The organism is Desulfovibrio inopinatus DSM 10711 (genome assembly GCF_000429305.1).
GTDB lineage: Bacteria > Desulfobacterota > Desulfovibrionia > Desulfovibrionales > Desulfovibrionaceae > Alteridesulfovibrio > Alteridesulfovibrio inopinatus.
In genome coordinates, this window is the sequence record NZ_AUBP01000028.1 from 67709 (window position 1) to 91304 (window position 23596).

Genomic DNA, 23596 nt, shown 5'->3' on the forward strand with positions numbered 1-23596 from the left:
TCATCCTTTCGTGTCAGCATACTCGCGTCTACCAGCAATTCCACAAACGGCTATTGTCCTGTGAGTCCCTCCGGTACAGTGGCACCAAATTGTTTGGCCTTCTCGAAACTCTCTCGAGCTCGAGCATAGTCACCACGTCGGGTCGCAGCGATACCCCGCCACAGCCACATTTTTCCTTCGTCCGGTCCCTTTTCTTTGGCGAGATCGGTAAAGATGTCATACGCCTGCAACTGTCGATTACGAGCGACATCCACGTACCCTAACCACTTCTGGCCTTCTGGATGTGCCATAATTTCCCGACGGTGCTCACGGAGGAGTTTGTCAGCTTCGGCACTATTCCCTTCCAAGTGCAAAGCTTGGACCAATGCTAACGTCGCTTTATAGCCTTCACCTGCTTGCATTGCCTGGCGAGCCCATTCTTCCGCAGCGCCAAACCGTTTCGCGGCCAAATTCGCTTGAGCCAGTTCCAAAAGAAGACCTTTGGAACCACGAGCAGCGACGACACGATCATATAGGGATAATGCCTGGACATATTCTCCGGAGTTGATCGCAAAACGCGCTATTTCTAACAATACATCAGGATTATTCGGATTGGTTGCCAGAAAACGATTATACGCTGATCGGGCAAGAGCCTTATTCCCGGCCTTATCGGCTGCACGAGCCAGTTTAAGCGAAAGATTTGCCTTTCCACCTGCTTTTATTGCCAGTTCGTATGCTTTCACCGCTGATAAGTACTTTTTCGCATCAAAACGGAGGTCACCAAGATCCTCAAGCCCTTGAACCGTTTTCAGCTCTCTGGAGGCGAAGAGCTTTTCATAGAGAGCCAATGCCTTGTCTTTACGACCGATCAAGCGATATTGACCTGCCAGCCATTGTAATTCAACCGGTTTTAGAGAGCGTTGAGAGGACAAACGTTCCAACGCTTTGACAGCCAACTTCGGATTTTTTCCGTCCATAGAAGCCCGGGCGGCAAGAACAAGGAGTTTGGGATTCCTGGAATCCCAGGCGTGCAACGCTTTCAGGCGCTTTTGTGCACCGGCTGAGTCACCGACTTCAAGATACGCTTCGATAAGACTGGTATTCGACGTTGCGCGGGCACGTGGAGAAACTCCCTTCATGGCGAGCAAGTGGGTATATGCACGGATTGCAGCCGGATAATTTTTCGTAAAACTATACAGCCTGGCAAGTCGATACAGCATATTCGGATAGGCTTGACGAGACTCGGCTCCACCTTTGGACAATACCGAGATGGCTGCAGAAAATTGACGCCGCGATTCGTATAACGTTGCCAATTCAATGACAGCTTGCTGATTTCCAGGGTCGTTAGCGAGGAGTTGACGATAGACAGCTTCCGCCTGCGACGTCTTGCCAGATCGGGCCAGAAGTCCAGCCCACTTCAACATGTTCTTGTCGTCATTCGGGGTTAATTTCAGATACTGTCCCATTGCTTGAGCTGCAGCGCCCGGCTCTTTCCGAGCGTCATACGCATCAGCTAAATCCAGCCAAACAGAAGCATTTTGTGGCTGACGCTCGGACCATGCAAGCAAAAGCGGAATCGCTTGATCATATTTTCCGGCGAGAAAGGCTGCATTGGCCGCAAGCTCTAATACTTCCTCACGGGCATCGGTGTGAGCGACGTCACCAAGCGTATCGAATGCTTCCGCGTAGCGCTTTTCCCGCATCAGAAGCCACGCATAACGAATACGTGTTTCTTCAGAAGCTTTTCCGGAAGCCAAAGCTTTGCGGTATTCCTTCTCTGCAGCATAATCATCCAGTGAGGCAACTTCGGCGGAAGTTTTCTCTTCAGTTTTTGCAGGAAGAGATGCTTGGGTGGACTGGTCTAATGCATAGGCTAATTGTTCTTTGATCTTAACGTTATCCGGATGTATTTTGGCTAACTCCGCATAAAGGGTTGCAGCCTCGGCGTATTTGTTGAGTTCAAGTGCTAATTCGGCTCGTGCACGCAGATTGTCCACATTAGGAACGCTCGTAAATAATGCATATGCTTTAGCCGGTTTCTTCACAGTGCGAATGGCAATGGCCAGCTGGTTGGTAACCTCTTTATTTCCCGGCTCGAGCTCATGAAGTTTTTCAAGCAGTGGTTGAGCCTGGTCAAATTTTCCAGCCAGGAATGCAGCATTCGCTGCGAGTTTTAATATATCCCTCGAAGCATTAACGTTAGCCAATGGACCAAGCGCATCGAATGCTTCCGCGTAGCGCTTTTCCCGCATCAAAAGCCATGCGTAACGAACTCGCGTTCCCTTAGAGGCTTCTCCGGAAGCCAGAGCTTGACGGTATGCTTCTTCTCCATCGGTATCACCCGAGGAAGCAACCTCTTCCTGTACGCTTTCCGTCTCATCCATTGTCGAACCAGATGTTTGTGCTTGAAGAGTTTGCGCTGTTCGATCCAAGGCATACGCCAGTTGCTCCATCACATGGACATCATTCGGATATTCTTTTGCCAATGCTTTATAAAGTGTTGCAGCTTCCGCGAATTTATCGAGTTCGAGTGCCAATTCAGCTCTCGCGCGCAAATTGTCCGCATCGGGAACACTCGTGAACAACGCATAGGCTTCGGCTGATTTTCCCAAGGCACGTAAGGCAATGGCAAGCTGGTTCTTCGCCTTGACGTTTGTAGGATCAGATTGAATGATTTTTTCGAGTAAGGGGACAGCTTCGTCAAAACGTTCGAGTTCCATGGCCAGCTGTGCGCGTAAGGGGGCATTGGAAGCATCCGGATGTGCATTCAGCAGCGCATAGGCTTCAGCGGGCTTGTTTTCTGCACGCAGCACGATGATCAACTGCTCTTGAGCCCAATTCTGAACGTTTTGGTCATTTGACGCCGAAAGCAATTTATTCAATGCATCGTCTGCTCTCCCCCAATCTTTTATTGCCATGGCAGAAGCTGCGAGGGCTCGCAAATACTTTGGATTACCAGGAGATTGCTTTAATAAATGCTCATAATCGGCAATTGCATCAACCTGTTCGCCGTACTGTGCTTGCAAACCGGCTCGACGTTCAAGCAAAGGAATTTCCAGACCCTCTGGTGGAAGCGTGGCGAGAACTTTTTCGGCTTCTTTTTCTTGCCCTTCGGAGAGAAGCAATTTTCCCAGCCCAAGTGATGCTTCAGGATCACCAGGCTTCAGTTCAAGTGCCCGAGAATAGGACGCCATAGCGTCACTCAATCGATCAGCTTTCTCTTCAAGCGATGCCTTGAAAACAAGATATCCAGCATTGTTCGGATCTCGATTCAGTGCTTTATCAAGAACATCAAGAGCTTTTTCCGTCTCGCCGGCCCCAGAAAGGCCTTGGGCTTCCTGGTAATATGTGTATCCATCTTTCCAGAATTCTGGTTTAACCTTATTAATCGTCCACAGCGTTACTCCGACCCAAAAAAGAATAAATAGGGTCAGGAACACCGTACGTCGTTTGGATTTAGTCGAGGGAGTAGACATTCTCTGGATCCTCCTCTGGTTCCCATTCTCCTGGGCTCAGGGACGCCCATACCACCTGCGACATGCTCCAAATGGCAATAGCTGAAATAAGGACGTTCGCGGCAATGATTTTCGGTTCGCACAGCTCTGCGAAAAGTGAGACAAAAGGTAACGTCAGGTTAAGGAGCAAAATACAAGACTGCGGAAATACAGCCCAAAATGACGACCTGCTACTCGCTGCCAGTGTGCATCGTAACGATGCATTATTCGGACAATAGCTCGGTTTTTTCCCTTTAGGGTAAAAAAAAGCCCGTATAATCCCCCGCATATAAATAGGAAACAGCCCCGCAAGCATACGAAACTGCTTGCCAGGCTGTTGTCCATAGCACAAATAGCGGGTGGCCAGCACCATCACCAGGAAATACACAGAGCGTAAGACGATAAACTCTAATTCAGGACGGAGTAATATCGTATTCCCAGTGAGATAACTCCAAATAGGTATGAGATAGAAAAATGGAAAAATGAAGGCGGAACAAATGTAAGACAGTGCCACTGTCGAGTATTCCATGCGAGCGATAAAACGTAATCCTTTTTTGAAAAAAGGATTATCCCACAAAAAAATACGCATCGTATCAAGAGCCCACTGTCCACGCTGTTGGTAGACTCCACTGATACTCGTCGGCGACAACCCACGACTCAACGCATGAGGAAAATAAAATGATTTCCAACCGTGTGCGTGAAGTTCGTAGGAAGTGGTCAGGTCTTCGACGATGTTCCACTCAACAAAACCACCGATACTATCGAGTGCCTTTCGTCGGTACAATACACCAGAGCCACTGGAAAGTGCCGTATCATTGTTGTCCATACCAAGTTGGACAATATCGTAATATATTTGCGATTTATTATAGAAAGGATCGCCTTCTTGGGTTAAATAACTCTGTTTGGATTGCACAAACGCAACGGAATCGAAACGCATATATCCAAGAAGACTATTAACAATATTGGGCTGCGCAATTTGATCGGCATCCAAGACAAGAATAAGATCTCCAGATGAATGGCGCATTCCAAAATTTAAGTTTCCAGATTTGGCATTTTCATTGGGAACATTGCTTTGAGGACGAGAAAGATAGTGAAAACCGTATTCACGCGCCAACGCCTCCACTTCCGGACGACCAGCGTCATCAAGAACATACCGGCTAATGGGTCCATCATACTTGATACGACTCGCTGCCCGCAACGTCATGGTCAGATATTGAACAGGTTCACTGTAGGTTGGGATGAAGACATCAATACTATAGGCTACCGCAATCGGTAATCCTTCTTTGGGTTTATATCGAAGACGCCACAATCCTACAGTCGCAAAAATAAAGAGGAGCCAGCACGCTACTTCAGCAAGAACAAAGAAAAAAGCCACCACGGGGAATTCTCTGTTAACAGCGAGAGAAACCCAATACAGGTAATAGCCGCCTATCAAAATTGTCAGAATTGAAAGTAACTGCGCCTTTATTCTTCTTGGTCGGTCTTCAAGATCCCAGAACCTTCGAGAATAACGCGCAGCTCCCCTTTGAGGAGTGTTTTTTTCTTGCCACATGTAAGTATTCCTTTTGGGGTGTACAAAGAGACCTCTACATCTAACATCATTTTTCCTATTTGATCAATATGAATTATTTTTTTGTAGCATGAAAATTTTGCCGTAATGCTTATTTTTGATTGTCGAGTCACGATATAAAGAGATGTAGCCAATATATATATTTTGTGGCCTGCGATAAAAATGTAATATCGTAAAATAACACACAACGTGATGGAGATCTCAACGGATACATCAATGTATTATCTTCTCAACAAGCAATATATATATCAGAGAATACAAACCGATAAACATTTTGAATCATATAAAATAATAACAATTTATTTTTTATGATTTAGGATGGATTGCGTGCACCTACTGTCACTCATCGATGACAGACAATACAATGGACACATTAATCTTCTATCTAAAAATAAATTAATAAAGCGCAGAACAAATGATACAATTATCTTGTTTATAGTTTGTTATAGAATAATACAGCACGAAGAAATAGTACATAGCAAATTCACACTAGATAACTGCACATAAATTGAATTTCTGTTTGTTGATCTTTTCTCTTTTTGTTTCATATTTAGATTGTCTATGATGAAATAAAAAATGGATTCATGGTCATTTTAAAGAACGTATACGATTCAATTTGAAAAAACACTCTTCAGTGCCCTTCAAAGAGTAAGGCCCTCTCCACACGGAGAGGGCCTTACTCTGCTCAAAAAGAATATTCTGTACTAAAAATAGAGAGAAAGAGCATTCGGAACGCTATGCATTACCTCTCTCATTTGTCATAGCGGGCTGCGCTTGGGCGCCTTCTTGTTTATGGACAAGCCCTGATTCAATAAATTTATCCATCACATTTTGCATCATATTAAAAGATTCAACAAACCCTTGAGGAGTCAGAATAATTCGCTGACACCGTTCTCGAAGAGGTTCGCCTTTGGCGTCAACTTTATCGGCAGACAACGAATAGAAATCAAGTCGAATAACACCACGCCCCAGGTCAATTTTCATAAGCCCATCGGAAAATTTTTCATCAATCATGCCGACTCCTTGTTGTTGAAATTTGCCAAAGAAAAAGGAGACGATCAAATCGCCTCCTTATTCCGAATGCAAGGGAAAGACTACTCTTCACCAAGTTCTTTTTTCACATCTTCCGGACTCATTTCCCAATAAGGATACCCATCTTTTGTGCGCCGAACTTTGATCTGATCTTGTTCTTTCTTTACTTTGTTGGCTAATACAACGTCGTTACCATCGATCTCGGCCCATACACCTCGAACTTTCACCATATCGCCAACACGAAGCCCTATGGAATCAAGGTTCACAAATCCCTTCGGACCCAAATGGACCGTTTCTTTCTGCCGATCGTTTTTGTCTTCAACAATAAGACCTACACCTGGAGCCATTCCGGGGAAGGGAATGATTTCAACTACATCTACGACGCGTCCTTTGAATGAATCCAATTCACTCGCATCATAAAGCTGGTCATACTTCCCTCCTCGCTCCCAGCCTGCGTATTTGCCGGAATGAGCGAAGGATGCCGGTGCAGTCAAAAGGAGGGCCAAGCTTGTGAAGAACCCTATAATACCAAGTCCCGAAATACGTACATTCATCACGTCCTCCAGAAGACGGGCGTTGGAGTTGAATCAAACTATAGAACACCACCGTATTGTGAATAATAGTGAAAGCTCCCTCGTCTGGCAAGTGTACTATAAGAAGTTAATAAGTGAATTGCCCATCATCATAAACGGTGATCCACTCTCCGGATTCAAGTTTTGCACGTACCCGTTTTTTCTGCGTATTGACCAAATCCCAGTGAAGCGCCGAATCATTATAACCAAGCTCTTTTCTGGCCTTTGACGTCAAAGTGACGGGGTCGCCCGTGTAAGTGTCGGTATATGCGCTCCCGACGGCAATATGGCAGTTCCCATTTTCCCCACCATAGTTCTCATCAAAAAGCGTGTTCGCCATAAATGCATCGATTTTGGAGAAGCGTTTATCTGTCAAAGAAAACTCTCCGATTTTATTGGCTCCATCATCCATAGCCAATTGCTCTTTGACAAAGTCCTCCCCTTCTTCGGCTGAAACAGATACAGCTCGACCATTATCAAATGTCAACCGGACGCCACGCACCAAGTTTCCACTGCGATACGATGGTTGATCGGCGTAGAACGTGCCGCTGCAATAACGCCAGTCCGGCGAAGTAAAAATTTCAAAACTTGGAATGTTATGACCGGAAATCCCGATGAACCGTCGGAATTTACCCATCGACACGGTCAAGTCGATATCGTCGGATTCAACATGAAATGTCGTTGCGCGCAGACTGTTTAGCCACGTTTTAATGGTATTGGCTTCTTCGAACACTGTTTTCCAGGCCGCTGTCGGGTCTGACTGGTCCAGCATACAAGCTTTCGCAATTTGATTGCCATATTCGTCCAAGGAAAGTCCGGCATATTTTGCCAGTTCGGGAGTTGGGTACAAGCACAATGTCCACCCAAGCAAGCCCTCCTCTTCGCGTCTGTTCAGAATGTCGCGGTATGGCTTCCGGGCGACTGCCGCAGCCGCGATTCGTTTCGAGTTTACATGCTGCAAATGGGTTAAACTATCAGGAGACAGAATATACACAGTGCCATTCAGACTTTCATAGAGTTCACGCGTTCCAGGAGGATAGAATGTGACTTGGTCGTCATTCCCTTTCATGAAAAGATCGCGCTCCATAGGTGCGGTTAACCCCATACGAAAAACAGGGTGAATCCCTCGTTCAAGCAGCTTGGTGTAGAGCGCTTCAGCAAGTTTCAATGCAGGAGCCTGGAATTGAAGTAATACGATGTCGCCTTCGGCGTACGCCGATGTTCTCGATGTGGTAAGTCCCCAGACAAGGACATCCGCATACTTTTCGAGAAGAGATTTCGAATACACGTGGCATCTCCCGATGCTATCAGTTATTAAGAAGTATTGTACCTCGACCTTTCGCTTGAACCGTCGTCTTCACACGATTTGTTCTCTTTGCCAAGACTGGACACGTTTGTGCCATACACCTGTAACGTCTTTTTGCGATACTCTTAAAAATACATTTGGTCATTCCCAGACAAAAAGATCCCAAACGCCATGATTCAATTTATCCACTCATCATATTTTCACCATCTGCTTGAAAGCCTTGCTGCCGGAGTGATCATTATGAACACCAAAGGCAGCGTTTACGCTGGGAATGCCTCGGCATCCCGCATCCTCGGACAAAGTTTCGACACTATTCAAGACAGTTTCTTTTCCCCGATTATTCTTGATCGGTTCGATGATCCTGATAAGCTGCGGCAATTACTGGATCAAACCAACTCCAATCAGCTGTCGACTTCTCCTATACAACTGCATTATGCCCACCCAGAAGGGCAAACACTGACGCTTGCTGTTTCGGTGTCATTACTTGAACAATACGGAAAAATTTTCGGCGTTCTCATCCAATTTGATGATGTTACGGAAATTGTTTCCCTTCACGAGCGGGAAAAACAAATGCTCCAGGAGAAAAGTCTCCTGCAAATGCAACGTATTGAAAGTCTCAATAGTTTTTCCATGGCAATTGCCCATCAAATTCGTAATCCCATGATGACCATTAGCGGATTCGCGAAGCTGCTCCTGAAGAAACGCCAAGAAAATGAACGTGATGCGGCATGGCTTGAGGCCATAATGGAAGGTGCTGGTCGGCTTGAAACGATCGTTACGGCCGTCAGTGAATTCAATGCGCTTTCATTCCAGGGAAAACGTGCCGTTTCTCTCCATGAAATTATCTCAGAAACCCGATCTGCTTTAAAAAAAACACATTTTGAAAAAATAAACGCGATTTCATTTGAACTTCTGGTCACGAAACAGACACTTGTCAGTGATCCTCATCTTTTAAAAGTCGCTGTATACGAAGTTCTTCTGAACGCTATTGAGGCATTGGAATCACAGAGAGATGATGAGCGTAAACACATAGTCTTAAGAAGTAACCCCATAGAAAATGGAGTGATATTGGAGATCACAGACACAGGATGTGGTATTCATTCAGAATCTCTCCCTTTTCTATTTGATCCATTCTTTACAACCAAAGCTGTCGGGGTTGGCATGGGCTTGTGCAAAGCCAAACGGGCTCTCCATGAACTTGGTGGAGATCTCACCTTAGAAAACGAGCCTTTGGAAGGAGTAAAGGCAACCCTGGTGCTTCACAATTGTCTATCCGATCCATGTAAAAATACGATAACAAAATCAAGCTCCCATTCTGAACGTTAATCGCTTTTCTTCACCATTCCCTCCATTGATTTTTCCGTGGTCAGGGGCTATCTTTACTTTTTCGATTGTCGCTCACGTGATTTTTTGAACAACCATGCATCAAGGCACCCGAGCCGTCGGGTTTATAGCACAATACAGCCAATAAAAATACCAAGGGAGAGAAGTTCATGGCCAAGGAAGAAGCCATTGAGGTCGACGGCGTCGTTCAAGAAGCGTTGCCCAACGCAATGTTTCGCGTGGAGCTGGAAAATGGGCATGAAGTCCTTGCTCACATTTCCGGAAAAATGCGCAAATTTTATATACGTATTCTGCCTGGCGACCGAGTACGGGTCGAGCTGTCTCCATATGACCTCACTCGTGGCAGAATTACATACAGAATGAAATAGTATTGTGAAGGGAGATTTCTCCCTCTGTTGTTCGTATTCTGATCAGCATGCGGTCCGATGAACGTCCGCATGTTTTTTTGTCAACTTCGGTACAATCGAGGCAGCATGCCGAAATCTAAGCAGTACCTCATTGACGACTTGTCCATGCAGGAGTCGTGGCGTCTTTTCAAGATCATGGCTGAAATCGTGGACGGCTTTGAGTCGTTGAGTGATATTGGACCCGCAGTCTCCATTTTCGGTTCGGCAAGAGCGAAGCCCGATGATCCTGTGTACCAACTGACACAGAACTTAGCCAACCTATTGGCCAAGGCAGGCTATGCCGTTATAACGGGAGGCGGTCCGGGCCTCATGGAAGCCGCAAACAAAGGCGCGGCCGACGCAGGCGGGTCATCCGTTGGACTGCATATCCACCTGCCCTTTGAACAACAGTCGAATGATTTTTTAAGTCTCAAGTGTGACTTCAGGTATTTTTTTATTCGTAAGATGATGTTCGTCAAATATGCGATGGCCTACATCGCAATGCCTGGTGGATTCGGTACGTTGGACGAACTTTTCGAAGCGCTTGTACTCATCCAGACGCGTCGTATTCGCCCCTTCCCCATTATTCTCATGGGATCAGATTTCTGGGGAGGAATGATCGATTGGATTCGCGAACGCCTTATCAGCGCTGGCTACGCCAATCCGGCGGATCTCGATTTATTTGTGGTATACGACTCACCTGAAGATGTCGTTACATTCATTAAACGCCATATCGTGTTATAGTTGATATCGCACTAATGGAGGCAACATCCTCCGTTGACTTGAAGAGTGAGGCAACCTAACATACTGCTATCGTTCCACTCGATAAGGGAGAACCGCCATGCCACGCATCATCGTCGCGACACTTCTCGTTTCCGCCTGTCTCGTTTTGGGCTGCACCAAACCGCAATTCAGCAACGGACAAAACAATATGGCGCAAACCGAGGCCGACTATACAGATTGTTACTCAAAAGCAGCGTTGGACGCCTTCACTCCACCCTACCCGGAGGATGCTGGCCTGAAGATTACCGACGACTCAACGGCTTGTATGGAAGCGAGAGGATATGAACCCAAGATGGTCTGTACACAATAATTTCTTGATATCTTCTCTTTAGGACTTGCATTTTTCTCCCGACGCCTTATAATTATTCTCTTGACGGGGGCGCCCTGGTTTCGACGGGGAGAGTAAAGCCAAAGTAGCAGGCCGAGGTGGCCGCGAGGCCTCGTTAAACACGCGGAACGGCTTTAATTGCCAACGATTACGATTACGCCCTGGCTGCTTAGTTGACAGTCAGCGTTTCACTGGCCGACGCCTGATGAGCCGGACCGAGACGCCAACCCCTATCAGGCTGGTGAATATCATGTGCTCACTATGATATTCACGAGACCTTAGTGAGACCGCTTCGGGATGTCCGGCCGGAAGACCCGCCTGAAGTCAAACCATGTTCCGGTCTAAGCCTGTAGAAGCTTTGCGTGGAGCCTTCTCGGACGGGGGTTCGATTCCCCCCGCCTCCACCAAATAAAGCGCAAAATACACGAATCGACATAGAGGGCCTCTTGAGGCCCTTTTTTGTTGTGGTTGTCCCGATTGAAACAAATAGATGATTCTGTCGTCTTTGCTCAGAATATCATGTTATGTCCTTGGATTTCATCTATACTTATACCGTCTGAGGCTTTCAGGAGTAGATTCACCTGAACGATTTTGCTAAAAGCTCGATCAAACCATATTTCGACATGATTAAGGAAAAATGAGTATGTGGGGGGTAAAGTGGATGGTCATCTGCCGCCTCTTGAACACCAATTCGGTGAATGCTTTGTGCTTGTGTACCATGATCTCAATTTTAGCCTCTTTTGCTGGACAGTCGTTGTATAGACGTATTTCAAAGACGCAACGCCAGGAAATAGGCGTTTCTCCTCACAAGAAAGCATTTCAAAATTACCGCGACCAGATGAGATATGCCCCAATTTCTTCATTGAAATAATTATAAAATAGAAATAACAACTCGTATTAACCCGCAGCGGCGGCGGCAACGTCCATACCTACTTCTACTGCGTCAACGACGGTGTCAACTCCTGCCTCCACTCCTGCTTCCACAGCAGCTTCGACGACGTCATCCACAGCAGCTTCGCTAGCGTCGGCGCCGACATCGGCTGCTGTGTCAACTTCTGATCCTTCCGCAGCCTTTGAAAAATTCACGTCCGAGGAATCTTCTGCGGCGTTGACGGAGTCCTGAGCCCCAGCACCCTCACTGTCAGCGTCAACGGCGCCGTCCTCCGGGGTATTGAACCTTCCGTAGCTGTGATACACTTGTTTCTCGGCTTCAGGATTGTCATTGGTTGGTGCGGGTTCAGTAGTAAAATATCCATCCTTACCAAAAGCCAGTTTTTCCTGGTCGTGAAGCCATTCCATACTTGTCTTGAGAGCGGTCCCCGTCCAGTTACTCCCTTTTGCTTTAGAAAAAAGCTCCTTCAGGGCCTCCCCGACAGCCTTCTTCGGATTCATGCCGCCCTGAACTTCATCCTCATACTTTTTTAGAAAAGCTTTGACGCCTTTTTCCCCGTAAACCTTTTTGATATTAGCCAGAAAATTTTTGAGATAGTTGTACTCGTGACCGACATTCTGAGTGGCGAGCTTGGCCGCCATGGCCGGGCTTTCCCCTTCGGCTATGCCTTCTTTGAATCTTTCGTCGAACATTGCGTCTGCCTGGTCCTTGCTCACGCCCATAGCGGACTGGATGTTCTCAAAATCGACGCGACTAGAGATGATCGTGACCGCCTCCTCCGGCGAATAAGAGGCAGGCATGGCGTTCATCTGCGATTCAAAATCCTCAAGCGCGTTCTGGGCGGCCCCCCCCTGTTGCATTTTGGCGGCAATATAGACACCAGCCTCCATGATCAATTTATCACGCTCGGCCAGAGGCATATTCGGATATTTCTTTTCGAGATAGCTGTTCAAGGCCTGATATGTTTGAGCACTGTCCCCTCCTGTGGGGAGGGTGGAGCTAAAAATGTGTTCGGTGGAAAGAATTTGCGCTGCCTGGTCGTAGTTCAGGTTGTCTTTCTCAGCCATGGCCGCCACTTGGTCGTGAAAAGAGTCGAGAATTTTCTTGGCCGCTTCTGGGGTGACGTTTTCACCTGGCGTGATTTTGGAGCAAACCACGGTCATGTATTGTACGTCCATTTTTCCTGGGTCGTTGGCCATCTCCACGGAAGGGAAACGGGTCTCAACACTGACGGCGGTATTAAAGAGAGCGATGATGCTTGACAGCGAAAGCTTGTTCTTCAAGGCTGCATGGCCGAGAACGCCTAAGACTTCATAGGCGTTTGCCCCCGTAATGTCTTTACGGTTGAGATTCGCGAGCATTTCACGAACTTTCGTCTGGGCTTCTTTGGGGCTGAGTCCACCTGCTTCCAAAGCGCTCATCATGTGTCTATACGCCAGTACTTCTGTTCCGGTTATATTGGAGACGCTCTGCATGGCCTCCAGAGGACTGACAGAGCCGCCTGCAAGGGATTTGGCTTTTTCATAAGCAGAGTCTACTTCCTTGGCGCACTTCTCGCGCAAGGCGGTCACTTCCTTGCTGGACATGTCCCCATGAGCCTCAATAGACATCTTGTTCTCGATGGCCTGCTCCTTGGCACGAACATACAGGGCGGCCTTCGCCGGGCTCATTCCTTTCATTTCCAGGTCAAATATCTGTGCTTTAACCGCCTCCACAGCCTTCTTTTTTGACAGCCCGGTATCCTGAGCGAGGTTAATGGCCGAGTTGTAATTTTGAGTGTAGACGCTCTTCTGTTGTGGCGTCATAGGTTGAGTATCCTGAACGGGGACGCCATAAATATTCCCCAGTGTAGGGTCTAGCTCGTCGATATTTGTATATTCTTCTCCTGTGGACACGATATCTGGACTGGCGATTTCCATTTGTGCCTTTTCAGTATTCGAGAGAGGATGCCCCTCTGGCGTGCTAATTCCGATCTGTCTTTCTTGAACGTCAATCTTTTTAATAAGATCAGGTCGTTGCTTCAGGTCACCAGGGGTGACCCCCTTGAGACTGCCAATTACGTGCTCCGCCGCTTGCTTGAGGTGTTGCTCGCTGACCTGATATCCATGTTGTTGCGCGTGTGCGACGACTTCACCCGCCGAGGAGAAACCTTGCACTTCAGTCATGGAGTTCTGATCCTGAAAGAGATGTTGAAAATAGTTCATCGCAACACCAAATGACATAATCTCCTCCTTTGTGTACCCCTAAACCTGAACGCCTTGGAGATGTGGTGAAGACATCGCCTTCAAACGAAAGTGTATATTCTCATTGCTCGGCAAGAGGTTGTATGTTTTCTTGGTTCTGTTTTCGACTCGTGTTAGACTTGGTATACATAGTATTCTTTCTCTGGAATGAGAGTGTCATGGATATTGAAAAATTCAAAGCCATTCTTGTAGTCTTCGCTGACCTGAACCGAGTCGCAATCCAGGCTTTACAAGACGCAAGTGGGCCTGATGGAGCTTGGGATGTAGCCAACAATTGCAACAGAGGATTCACCCACGTTGTGTAACTCCTGAATCACGTTCCGAGACTGGTTCAGAAATAGTCCGCAAAGGCGGAAAGAATAGCCTTGATTTTTTCAGTATCCATAACACCCTTCTTATGAAAGGATAATACCATGGTTATTAAATACGCATGTTCTGCAACCGCCCTACTGTTGTCTGAATACGACAAACATTAAGGAGATTCAGATATGGCTCCACATTCCAGACTGGGAAAAGTCGTGGGCGTCGCGCTCATGACCGAAAATATGGATAAAGCGAAAGATTTCTATTCTGACCTTGTAGGCTGGCACTACAAAGAAGTCGAAACTCCGTATGATTCCAAATCGGTTCTCGCCCTTTTCGGGGAGGAGCCGGTGGCCAGCATTGTCTCCTTTCCGCCGCACAAACACCCGGAAGCCCAGCCCGTATGGCGAGTGATCATCGCCGTACAGAATGTCGATGAGGCTGCCGATAAGGCGGTCAAACTGGGAGGAGAAGTGGCTGCCCCCCCTCGGGGAGACGGTCCTTCCCGGCATTGTCTGATCAGAGATCCCCAAGGCAACTTCGTCATCCTGGTGGATGCGAACTCTGAAGCGGCGAAAGATTCCAAGACGGACGACGTCGAACTGTTGGAAAAAATGCAACGGCTACACAATGTCCTGGCATAACCTTCGATAACATGCAGGGAAATAAGGGGTTCTCCAGGGTGAAGGACGGAGGCATGCTGTTTAGGGGGAAAAAATATACGGCCGCGAAGCGCTGGTTTGGCTCCACGCCGCGATACGCAGAGACGGCCGAAGTCCTGTCCATATTGGAAAAAGACTTGAGGCAAATAGGCGTCACTCGCCGCGGATTTCTCACAGGATACGCCGGGCTGGGCGTGCCGTGCGCCGCAGCGTACCGTCCACAAGGAATCAATCCCGGTCCTGCCCTTGGCAAAGGACTTTCACGGGACCAGGCGATGGCGTCGGCCGGAATGGAAGCGATAGAGCGCGCCGCCGGCGAGATCTACAGTGGCCCCCTCCTTCGGGCTTCATATCGTGAACTGAGCCAATCCTATCCTATGATCAGGATCGACCAACTCCTGCTCAGCAAACAATCGTTCTTTCATCAAGATCTGGAGATCGAGTGGGGTCTTGGTTGGGACATCGTCAATCAGGAAGAAGTCCCCGTTCCCGTAGACCTGATCGTGTTCGGCGCGTACAGACGGCCGGGCTCCCTTGGCGCATTCGAGTCCTCAACAAACGGTTTAGCCGCGGGCGTCGTCCTTGCCGAAGCTGCATGCCAAGCCCTTTTGGAGCTCATTGAACGTGACGGTCTCAAACTCCACAAATATCTCTCCCTCAAGAACGGCTCCCGCTTTCCGTTACGCCGAATCCGGCTCGCCGACATTGACGACACAATGCTTCAGTCGGTCATTGAGCGCATACGCCAACATGATGCAAACGTGGCGCTTTTCGATTGCACAGTAGATACCGAAGTCCCAATCTATACGGCCTGTATTTTTGACCAGACCCGACGACCGCCGATGATCGCGCAAGGTTTTGGTGCCAGTCTGAACCCTCGGGTGGCGATGCTTCGTGCGACAACCGAGGCTGTGCTCGGTGCTGCCGAAAACAATCTCGGCACACGTATGACCCGAGGCTCGGATTGGCAAACCATGAAAACGTGTCAGGACTTCTCCACGTATTTCTCCGCCTTGGAGGATGCACCCGAGATGGCCTCGCCCCGAGCGTGGTCCGATTGTTCTACGGATAGCTTCCACGGTGACCTGAATATCTGTCTCCACCGGCTACAGAGTGTAGGGGTTGAGCGAGTCCTGCTTTTCGATATGACGCTTCCCGGAATGCAGACATGTGTCGTGCGGGCGCTGACCCCAGGACTGGAAGGGTTATATGAATTTAGTTTCTGCCGCTTTGGTAAACGGTCGAAGCAATATGCCAACGGACAGCAGCAATGAATTATTATGTCTTTCTTGGCCCGAGTCTGCCACGGGACGAGGCCCACACCCTCCTCGACGCCACTTTTCTCCCTCCGGCCGGACAAGGTGATATCCTCACGCTGCTGCAGAACCATCCTCCCGATGCCATCGTGCTCATCGACTGCGACCCGGAACGCTTTGTACCTTGGGGAGCGGAATTGGTTCAGGCTATCGAGGCAGGAGTTGCAGTCTATGGTGCCGGTGCAACCGGGGCATTCCTTGCAGCCGAACTCCATGCACTAGGCATGTGTGGTGTCGGCCAGGTCTTCAAAAGCGTGAGAGCAGGCCGACTCATTGACGAGGACTTTGTTGCCTGCGCTTTTGGTCCAGAAGAAGAAGGTTTCCCACGATTATCCGAACCCATGGTCAATCTACGCCAAACCCTTGCGGAGACGACTTCGCTCTCTTTGCAAGAGCGAGAACTCATCCTGTCTGCCGCCGAAAAACTGAACTTTCGTGCCCGCAGTCGCAAAGGCGTGATATCGGCAGCAGTAGCTGCCGGGCTCTACAACACGGCCGCAACCACACTCGACACGATCCTTCGCCATAACTATGTTGATATCCTAGCCTCGGACACCAGAGAAGCGCTTACTCTCGTAAATCAAGAGCGACCACACAGAACCAGTCCAACTCCCCGCTCCCGTAGTCAAGTCAGACTGTTCGACGCTGACAAATTCGCCCAAGCGACCCGCGAGTCTGCCGACGTCTCATTCACAGAGATCGCGGCCCATGCCGCTCTCAACGACAACCGCTGTGGTCATCTGGCACAAAGTGCCTTCAACCAGGGGGTCACTGTCATGCTCGCTGAACACTTCGGCGTCATAGCCACAACCGCGGAGATTCAACTGGAGGGACAACGTTTTTGGGCTGAACGAGGGGTCTCTCAGGACGACTACGCAACATGGTTGCGAGAAAATAACATGCGGCAAGACGAGTTTGATGAATTGATACAGGAACTCGCAATATGTCGCAAAATGCAGGCATGGTTTACGGGGGCAAAACGCCCTTTTGCCGGTGTACGTGCACTCATCAATCAATTCCGTATCGCTGGGGTCTACCCCGAACTGGCTGATTCCGCGGCCCGCGAAAAAGCGGCGGTGGAACGGCTTCCTCAGAACGACGACGAAGCGTTTCTTCTGGATAGTACAGGAATCGACGCAGCCTTGCGAGAGCACTTCTCGCTACGTGGTCGCCCTTTGGCGGTTTCTCCTGCTACATGGCTCAACGAATGCGGAGTGCCCGCTGCAAGTATCGTGGTAGGTTTATGGCGATCGTGGATACGCAAGTTTTCCGTTCTGCATAGACTTTTCAACCAAAACAAAAGTACAGATAGTTCAGATACACTGGACGAGAATACGTATTCGATGTAATTTTTACAGAATTTTCATTATTATGCCATGTGACCACAATTTGTCCTGGCATATTATATTCACGCACAGTCGGAACAAGAGGCGATTATGTCCTTTGGAAATGCAATGAATTTCATACACCAGGCGGTACAGGACCCTTCACTTTGGAATAAAGTCGAACAGGCACCGTCTGGAGAGCACCTTGCCCAATTGGCCAACGAAAGTGGCTTTCCCTGTAATCAAATGCATCTGCAGGACGCGACGAGTCACATTAAGAATGCCTTGCAGGGATACTCTGAAAAAGTCAGCTTGCGGAATCGTCCCGACCTGCTCAAGAAACTGAATGCTAGTGAAGATGTAGCTGTGGGCGGGTTCGTCCCTTACAGTATTCCCGACCTTCCGGCATCGACAAAAGCACCTCAGACTTCCAAAACGGCCCAACCAACGCCGACACCGGAGCAAAAAACCGAGATTCAGGACTACAAATCTTCAGCCATCAACCTGGCCCAGCTCAGTGGCTTATCCGAAAAAAAAGCCAAAACTCAGGTCGACAGCGAGATACAACGAGCGGAAACGCAAGGAATGACGCCTGAGCAAGCCGCTGAGTACGTACAACTAAAACAACAGGCTGTCCTGGACCAGATGTCTTCACAGGCCAGCGGCAAGATGACGCCAACCCAGGTGAAGAGCTTACGCAAGTCATGCACGGCTGATGTTGATAAACAGTGCCAAGCCATTTTGGCCAAGAATCAACCTGAGGGAGCGAATAATCTTAATCCTGTCCAGGCTATGGAAGAAGTCACATCCAAGTCGAACCAAATCGTCACAGGACGACATGATATGATCAAGGCTCTGGAAAAGGATGGTGTATCTGCCAAACAGGCCAGTCTGGACGTCCAGACGATGATAGAGAACATGCAAGGCTCGGGATTCCCCAACAACGAAATTTATCAGATCGTCGGCATCGTGGGCAAAACAGGGCTGGAAAAAGGATTATCCCAGACAAGTATGAACAAAATGCTCGATTATGCCATGACAGCAGAAGAAAAATTCCTCCCGGCCAAAGGGAACCCAACCGCCAAGGATTACACCAAAGCCGGTGAGGACACCGCCTATTTCATGATCGCCATGTCCAGCAAAATAACCAAAGGAGAAAACATCACTTGGAGTTCAATGAACTCCTTGTACACCAGTGTGGACGATGAAGTGAAGCAAGAGCAGAAAGCCACAGACTTCACCTACACCCAAGCCATGCAATACATCGCGGGTAAGGGCGTGTTCTGCGCCGAGGTAGACAAAACCATGGCGGCTGAGAGTTCTTCGTCTTATACAAACCCACAGCTCTATGCTCAAGGCTTCAAATGGCTGATCAATTACGGCATCAAACCTGGCAAAGCCAGCCAGCTGATGATGCAAGCTGGAACGTACATCGCCGCCAAAATCAAGCAAGGCGTTACGCCGGATACCGCCCTCAAAGACTGGGAAAGTGGCATGAACAACCTGGTGGGAAACGTCAGCTTCAGCAAGGCTGCCACACTTATGGACCAGCGTGTCCGATTCGAAAACATGCAACACACTATGGGTATGAGTTACTCCCAAGCCGCCTCGGTTTTTGATAACGTGACGCAAAAAGCTATGGGCAAACATGAAAATCCTGTTGTGGCTGGGCAAGCGATCGTCAATGAAGCCGCCGCCACCTATGGTTACCTCAAGAATTACCTTGCAGCCATCGACAAGTATACAGGCGAACAAGGCGTCACGACATTCATGGATGCCTACAAAAAGTCACTCAGTGCCGGCGACAAGCCCACTTCGGCGCTCAGCAAAGCACTTAAAGCAACTGAAGCAGTGACTCAAAAAGGACAACCACAGATTGTGAAACTACTTATAGAAGCTGTCAAAAAAGTCGCCAAGCAGAACAAAGAAGCTTCGACCAACGACAGCGGCGGCTCTGACGAAAGTGACGATGACAGCGACTGGGACGACGTGGGCGGTGGCCTGGGCGGTGGAGGGGGCGGTCCCTCTGGCGGAAGTGGAGCCGCTTACGCTCAGATCAAACAGGCCTCCCGCGCCGCTGATAATTCCGACGTTAACTTTTCGGAATCCTCTGAAGGAAAGTCCGTGGACACTGCTGAGGATGTGGGCGAAGACGTAGCGGAAGACGTGGGTGAAGATGTGGCCGAAGATGTCGCGGAAGAAACCGCCGAAGTCGCGGCCGAAGCTGCTGGAGAAATTGTGGGAGACGTGGTCGGCGAGGTCGTGGGTGACGTGGCAGCTGCTGCCGCGGCATAATAAACGTAGGAAGAATGGACGATTTGCAACGCGTTCACAGGAAATTCTGAACCAACACCTGAAGAGTCGTCGCGCCGTTTATACCTATGGCTGGTTCAGGTTATTATCACCTCGCACGACGTCGTGATTGCACCTCGGGCATTCATCCCATGGGGAGAAGGGTTTGCACTCCACCGTCCCCGAGAGGATGTTGAAGAGCTGCAACGTCTTAACAAGTGGCCTCCCCACTCCGGTAACGACTTTGATCGCCTCGCACGCTTGGAGACTCCCCGTCACACCTGGTAATGGTCCCAATACTCCATGAGGAGGGGGCGGCATCTCTCTTTTGAAATGACAGCGTAAACATGGCGTCTGCCTGGGAAACACCGTTGACACTACCGCCAGGTAGCCGCTGGCGCCGCCAAAGACGTACGGTACATCTGCCGCACTGGCGATGTCCCCTAACTGAAGCTTAAACGCAAAGTCGTCGACTCCGTCGATGATGACGTCACAATCTGTGGCTAACTCGGTGGCCAAAGCCGCGTCAGCACAAACGGCATATGGATCAATCTTCACAGACGGATTCAAATCGTGAATGCGTCGTGCCAATGCTTTGGCTTTGTTCACGCCCAAGTCGTCCATGGTGAAGTACGTCTGGCGGTGCAGGTTGGAGAGTTCTACCTGGTCGTGGTCCACCAGCACAAGACGACCGACTCCGGCGGCAGCAAGCCGCATTGCCGCCACAGAACCTATCGCCCCCACACCGACAACCATCGCACTCGCCCGCGCCAACCGGGATTGCGCGTCGATACCGAAGCCTGCCAGTTCAATCTGGCGCTTATACCGTTGTGTCATGTCCAAAGACTCTCTTCGTGATTTCAAATCTTGTGTCGATAGCTCTGGTGTCACAAGGTAATGCGTCCAACGGGCTGCACTACCACCTCAGCCGTGAGTTCCTGATAAGAAAGCACGGGCAGTTCGTAGAGCGTGGCTTCAATGAGCTTACGAACGAAACGACGAATGTCCAACGACGTTAGCAATACAGGGGTGGGATTCACGCCGGTCAGATCACCCACATTATCTACAACTGCGTCTACCAACGCCTTGGACGTGTCCGGCGGCAGTGCCAGAAACGACCCTGTGGAGGTCTGACGAATGGCATCACGGACGGTTTCCTCCACGCCCGGGTCCAAAATATACGCCGAAAGGATGTTCTGCCCCCCTGTATAACGATAACTAATTTGTCGTTTGAGCGAGGAACGGACGTACTCAGTGAGCATGATCACGTCTTTTTCCTTGCCCCCCCATTCTACCAGGGCCTCCAGTACGGTGTTCATGTCGCGGATGGACACTCCCTCTTGCACCAGCCTCTGAAAAATCTCAGACATTTTGGGCACGGGCACGACACGTTGCGCCTCCCGACAGAGGTCGGGATAATATTTTTCCACCTTATTCAGGGTGAATTTTGTGACCTGCATGCCTACGAACTCATCCGCATACTTGGTCAACAGGAGTGACAGATGCAACGACAACACTTGCGGTGGCGTCAAATGCGAGAAGCCCGCTTTGTCTAACAACGGTGCTTTGGCTTGATCCACCCAAATCGTTTCGATGCCCGGTAGAAACCGTTCAGCTTCCTCGAACTGAAAGCCCATGGCACGCAAATGTTCTGCGCTTTCTCGTACAAAGACCTTGTCTGGTTTGAGAATTCCCCGAGCCATGGGGATTTCGTTGATCATCAATACATAACTGTTGGGCTCCATGGTGTCGGCGAAGTCGAAGTTGATGCCTGGAAATGGTACGCCCAGATCCAAAAATAAAGTTTTACGCAGGCGTCGCAACTCCTGATTCAAGTCTTCGGCGGAAAAACAGCTTAAGAGATTCGATGATGCGAACACCAACAATGGAGCTGTTATCGGCTCCTCTTCGTCTTCTTCACTTTCTTCGCCGGGTTTCTCTTTTTTGGCACTGTCAGGCTGCGTCGCCGAGGACATCGTTTTGGAGAGTGCTTCCTCGGCAGTTTGCTTTATCGGCATTTTTTTCACCTTCAACAAATGATACCCAATGTAACCAAAAATTGTCGCAAGAATAAAAAACTGGATTTTGGGAAAGCCCGGGATGAGTCCCATGAGCAGCAATAACCCGCCGCCAATGAGCAACGCCTTGGGCTGGTTCAGAATCTGTCGCCCAATATCGCTCCCTAGGCTGCTGGAATCCTCGGTAGTAACGCGGGTGACGATTGTTCCTGCTGTAATACAGATGAAAATTGCCGGAATTTGAGAAACAAGCCCGTCACCGATACTCAAAATGGAGTACGTGGTTAACGCTTCCTCAGCAGACATACCATGCTGCGTAATCCCGATAGTCAGGCCACCAATAATATTCACTCCGACGATGAGAATTGCGGCAATGGCATCACCTTTGACGAACTTCATCGCGCCGTCCATAGCCCCAAAAAACTGGCTCTCCTTCCCCACTCGCTCGCGAAGCCGCCTTGCCTCGGCCATGTCGATTGCCCCGGAGCGCATGTCCGCATCGATGGACATTTGCTTACCGGGCATGGCGTCCAACGTGAAGCGCGCACTGACTTCGGCCACACGCTCAGCGCCCTTGGCCAACACAATGAACTGCACCACGGTTAATACTAAGAATACCACCACACCAACGACGAAATTCCCCCCCACCACGAATTCACCGAATGTTTGAATAATCTTTCCGGCGTCGGCTTGCAGTAAAATGAGCCGTGTGCTGGCGACGTTTAGCGACAGTTTGAAGAGCGTGGTAAACAGCAGCAATGTTGGAAACACGGAAAAGGCGAGCGGTGACGTAATATAATTGGAGATGAGCAGTAAAATGACTGAAATGGACATATTCACTGCAATGAGTGTGTCTAGGAGCGGCGTTGGTGCCGGCAGAATCATCAGGCCGATGATAGCCGTCAGAAGAAGAACCAGCAGAATATCATTAAATTGGCTCGCGTTCTTAGCCAACATTTCGAGCTTATTCGCCATGCCTAGCCCCTGCCTCGTAGGGAAAGAAAACGCTTCACGGCGTCGTCGGCTTCAGGGTCTTGACCCAGCGCACGATAGGCATGAGCCAAAGCCAACCAGCTCATGGCTCGGTCACTGTCATTATCCGCCCGTTGCAGAAAAAATTGCGCTTTGGGCACGGCATCGGCATAGCGTCCAGATTTGACGTACAGCCAGGCCAATCGCCTGGCGGCGTACACCTCAAGTTCTCGATCAATCGTGGGGTCCAACGCTGGCAACGCCTCCAGTGCCTCATGGACCATGATCGCTTCCTCCACCTTGCCGTTTGTGGCGTATGCGTAACCAAGCAATTTCAGTGCGTTCACCCCTTGGACGTCCATGAATTACCCTCGCTGCACAAGAGTGCGCATATAATGCAGCGCGTCTTTAAGCTCGGAATCCACGTGCAACAACGCCACGGCCGTACGCACCTTCTCGGATTTCTCCTGCACGTTTTGCATACCTTCCAATGCATTGGACAATCCCTTGGAAAAGCCCGCAGGGGTATATATTTCCGCATCAAAATCCGGCGGAGCCAAAAAACGGTCTACCTCACCGCTTAAGCTAGGTCCGTACATTTCTCGCAAGGATGTCTCGCCAGAGGCGAGCTTGCCGGAGGTAATGCCAGAAAGCGTCTTTGCCTCTGTACCTTCAAGTTTCGAGACATCTCGCGAAATGGCTGTTCCGTCGGCTTTAGCACGTTGAGGCGCATAGAGATTTCCCCCGCCGGGTCCCCGTATGGAGTCAGGCATGATTCA

The 23596-nt window shown here is 49.3% G+C and carries 19 protein-coding genes and 1 other RNA gene; 10 read left to right on the forward strand and 10 right to left on the reverse strand.

Features of this window, described 5'->3' with window-relative positions; genetic code table 11:
• Positions 1–50 precede the first annotated feature (50 nt).
• From G451_RS0116980 to G451_RS0117005, 5 genes are all read right to left on the reverse strand, one after another.
• Positions 51–3455 carry a tetratricopeptide repeat protein gene (locus tag G451_RS0116980; RefSeq protein ID WP_027185202.1) on the reverse strand — a complete coding sequence of 1135 codons (3405 nt, stop codon included), beginning with the start codon at positions 3453–3455 and terminating at the stop codon, positions 51–53.
• The gene (locus G451_RS33005; protein ID WP_051261606.1) at positions 3436–4851 is read right to left on the reverse strand and encodes a glycosyltransferase family 2 protein; all 1416 of its coding nucleotides are present in this window, start codon (positions 4849–4851) and stop codon (positions 3436–3438) included. The genes G451_RS0116980 and G451_RS33005 overlap by 20 nt, the downstream gene beginning before the upstream one ends.
• 927 nt (positions 4852–5778) lie before the next feature.
• A complete protein-coding gene (locus G451_RS29990; RefSeq protein ID WP_156921688.1) occupies positions 5779–6057 on the reverse strand; it encodes a hypothetical protein in 279 nt (92 codons plus the stop codon).
• Positions 6058–6137: 80 nt separating this feature from the next.
• On the reverse strand, positions 6138–6629 hold the full coding sequence (locus G451_RS0117000; protein ID WP_034642591.1) for a MamS/MamX family magnetosome protein: 492 nt from the start codon (positions 6627–6629) through the stop codon (positions 6138–6140).
• 106 nt (positions 6630–6735) lie between these two features.
• Positions 6736–7935 (reverse strand): aminopeptidase, encoded by a 1200-nt coding sequence (locus G451_RS0117005; protein WP_027185204.1) that lies wholly within the window; start codon positions 7933–7935, stop codon positions 6736–6738.
• A gap of 189 nt (positions 7936–8124) precedes the next feature.
• On the opposite strand from G451_RS0117005, the gene G451_RS29995 reads away from it, so the two are divergent.
• From G451_RS29995 to ssrA, 5 genes are all read left to right on the forward strand, one after another.
• Complete coding sequence (locus tag G451_RS29995) at positions 8125–9279, forward strand: two-component system sensor histidine kinase NtrB (RefSeq protein ID WP_051261608.1); 1155 nt, start codon at positions 8125–8127, stop codon at positions 9277–9279.
• A gap of 167 nt (positions 9280–9446) precedes the next feature.
• Entirely contained in the window at positions 9447–9665 is a 219-nt protein-coding gene (gene infA, locus G451_RS0117015; protein ID WP_027185205.1) for a translation initiation factor IF-1, read from the forward strand.
• Between the two features lie 105 nt (positions 9666–9770).
• Positions 9771–10427: an LOG family protein gene (locus G451_RS0117020; RefSeq protein ID WP_027185206.1), complete on the forward strand. Its 657-nt coding sequence runs from the start codon at positions 9771–9773 to the stop codon at positions 10425–10427.
• Positions 10428–10524: 97 nt separating this feature from the next.
• Positions 10525–10776, forward strand: coding sequence for a hypothetical protein (locus G451_RS30000; RefSeq protein ID WP_034642593.1), 252 nt, complete (start codon positions 10525–10527; stop codon positions 10774–10776).
• A gap of 65 nt (positions 10777–10841) precedes the next feature.
• Positions 10842–11201: a transfer-messenger RNA gene (gene ssrA, locus G451_RS33730) on the forward strand.
• A 490-nt stretch (positions 11202–11691) separates the two neighbouring features.
• Here ssrA and G451_RS0117030 read toward each other — a convergent pair.
• On the reverse strand, positions 11692–13908 hold the full coding sequence (locus G451_RS0117030) for a hypothetical protein (RefSeq protein WP_027185207.1): 2217 nt from the start codon (positions 13906–13908) through the stop codon (positions 11692–11694).
• Positions 13909–14087: 179 nt separating this feature from the next.
• Between G451_RS0117030 and G451_RS0117035 the strand changes: the two genes are divergently transcribed.
• From G451_RS0117035 to G451_RS0117055, 5 genes are all read left to right on the forward strand, one after another.
• Positions 14088–14234, forward strand: a complete 147-nt coding sequence (locus G451_RS0117035) for a hypothetical protein (protein ID WP_156921689.1) — start codon at positions 14088–14090, stop codon at positions 14232–14234.
• Positions 14235–14417: 183 nt separating this feature from the next.
• The gene (locus G451_RS0117040; RefSeq protein WP_027185209.1) at positions 14418–14876 is read left to right on the forward strand and encodes a VOC family protein; all 459 of its coding nucleotides are present in this window, start codon (positions 14418–14420) and stop codon (positions 14874–14876) included.
• 53 nt (positions 14877–14929) lie between these two features.
• The gene (locus tag G451_RS0117045) at positions 14930–16168 is read left to right on the forward strand and encodes a YcaO-like family protein (protein ID WP_027185210.1); all 1239 of its coding nucleotides are present in this window, start codon (positions 14930–14932) and stop codon (positions 16166–16168) included.
• Positions 16165–17559 carry a TfuA-like protein gene (locus G451_RS33010; protein WP_051261609.1) on the forward strand — a complete coding sequence of 465 codons (1395 nt, stop codon included), beginning with the start codon at positions 16165–16167 and terminating at the stop codon, positions 17557–17559. Before G451_RS0117045 ends, G451_RS33010 begins: the two co-directional genes overlap by 4 nt.
• A gap of 87 nt (positions 17560–17646) precedes the next feature.
• Positions 17647–19830, forward strand: a complete 2184-nt coding sequence (locus tag G451_RS0117055; RefSeq protein ID WP_027185211.1) for a Nif11 family protein — start codon at positions 17647–17649, stop codon at positions 19828–19830.
• Positions 19831–19914: 84 nt separating this feature from the next.
• Here the strand turns inward: G451_RS0117055 and G451_RS30010 are convergent, their stop codons facing one another.
• Genes G451_RS30010 through G451_RS0117075 form a run of 4 tightly spaced genes read right to left on the reverse strand, consistent with a single transcriptional unit; the run spans position 19915 to position 23590 of the window.
• Positions 19915–20664: a HesA/MoeB/ThiF family protein gene (locus tag G451_RS30010; RefSeq protein WP_051261610.1), complete on the reverse strand. Its 750-nt coding sequence runs from the start codon at positions 20662–20664 to the stop codon at positions 19915–19917.
• Positions 20665–20714: 50 nt separating this feature from the next.
• Complete coding sequence (gene sctV / locus G451_RS0117065) at positions 20715–22820, reverse strand: type III secretion system export apparatus subunit SctV (RefSeq protein ID WP_051261611.1); 2106 nt, start codon at positions 22818–22820, stop codon at positions 20715–20717.
• A 2-nt stretch (positions 22821–22822) separates the two neighbouring features.
• Entirely contained in the window at positions 22823–23179 is a 357-nt protein-coding gene (locus G451_RS0117070) for a tetratricopeptide repeat protein (RefSeq protein WP_027185213.1), read from the reverse strand.
• A gap of 3 nt (positions 23180–23182) precedes the next feature.
• Entirely contained in the window at positions 23183–23590 is a 408-nt protein-coding gene (locus tag G451_RS0117075; protein ID WP_027185214.1) for a hypothetical protein, read from the reverse strand.
• Between the last annotated feature and the right edge of the window lie 6 nt (positions 23591–23596).

Bases quoted from the DNA above. Each gene is read 5' to 3' on its own strand.
- G451_RS0116980 (WP_027185202.1), bottom strand. From the start codon at position 3,455: ATGTCTACTCCCTCGACTAAATCCAAACGACGTACGGTGTTCCTGACC.
- G451_RS29990 (WP_156921688.1), bottom strand. From the start codon at position 6,057: ATGATTGATGAAAAATTTTCCGATGGGCTTATGAAAATTGACCTGGGG.
- G451_RS0117000 (WP_034642591.1), bottom strand. From the start codon at position 6,629: ATGAATGTACGTATTTCGGGACTTGGTATTATAGGGTTCTTCACAAGC.
- G451_RS29995 (WP_051261608.1), top strand. From the start codon at position 8,125: ATGATTCAATTTATCCACTCATCATATTTTCACCATCTGCTTGAAAGC.
- infA (WP_027185205.1), top strand. From the start codon at position 9,447: ATGGCCAAGGAAGAAGCCATTGAGGTCGACGGCGTCGTTCAAGAAGCG.
- G451_RS0117020 (WP_027185206.1), top strand. From the start codon at position 9,771: ATGCCGAAATCTAAGCAGTACCTCATTGACGACTTGTCCATGCAGGAG.
- G451_RS30000 (WP_034642593.1), top strand. From the start codon at position 10,525: ATGCCACGCATCATCGTCGCGACACTTCTCGTTTCCGCCTGTCTCGTT.
- G451_RS0117030 (WP_027185207.1), bottom strand. From the start codon at position 13,908: ATGTCATTTGGTGTTGCGATGAACTATTTTCAACATCTCTTTCAGGAT.
- G451_RS0117035 (WP_156921689.1), top strand. From the start codon at position 14,088: ATGGATATTGAAAAATTCAAAGCCATTCTTGTAGTCTTCGCTGACCTG.
- G451_RS0117040 (WP_027185209.1), top strand. From the start codon at position 14,418: ATGGCTCCACATTCCAGACTGGGAAAAGTCGTGGGCGTCGCGCTCATG.
- G451_RS0117045 (WP_027185210.1), top strand. From the start codon at position 14,930: ATGCTGTTTAGGGGGAAAAAATATACGGCCGCGAAGCGCTGGTTTGGC.
- G451_RS33010 (WP_051261609.1), top strand. From the start codon at position 16,165: ATGAATTATTATGTCTTTCTTGGCCCGAGTCTGCCACGGGACGAGGCC.
- G451_RS0117055 (WP_027185211.1), top strand. From the start codon at position 17,647: ATGTCCTTTGGAAATGCAATGAATTTCATACACCAGGCGGTACAGGAC.
- G451_RS30010 (WP_051261610.1), bottom strand. From the start codon at position 20,664: ATGACACAACGGTATAAGCGCCAGATTGAACTGGCAGGCTTCGGTATC.
- sctV (WP_051261611.1), bottom strand. From the start codon at position 22,820: ATGGCGAATAAGCTCGAAATGTTGGCTAAGAACGCGAGCCAATTTAAT.
- G451_RS0117070 (WP_027185213.1), bottom strand. From the start codon at position 23,179: ATGGACGTCCAAGGGGTGAACGCACTGAAATTGCTTGGTTACGCATAC.
- G451_RS0117075 (WP_027185214.1), bottom strand. From the start codon at position 23,590: ATGCCTGACTCCATACGGGGACCCGGCGGGGGAAATCTCTATGCGCCT.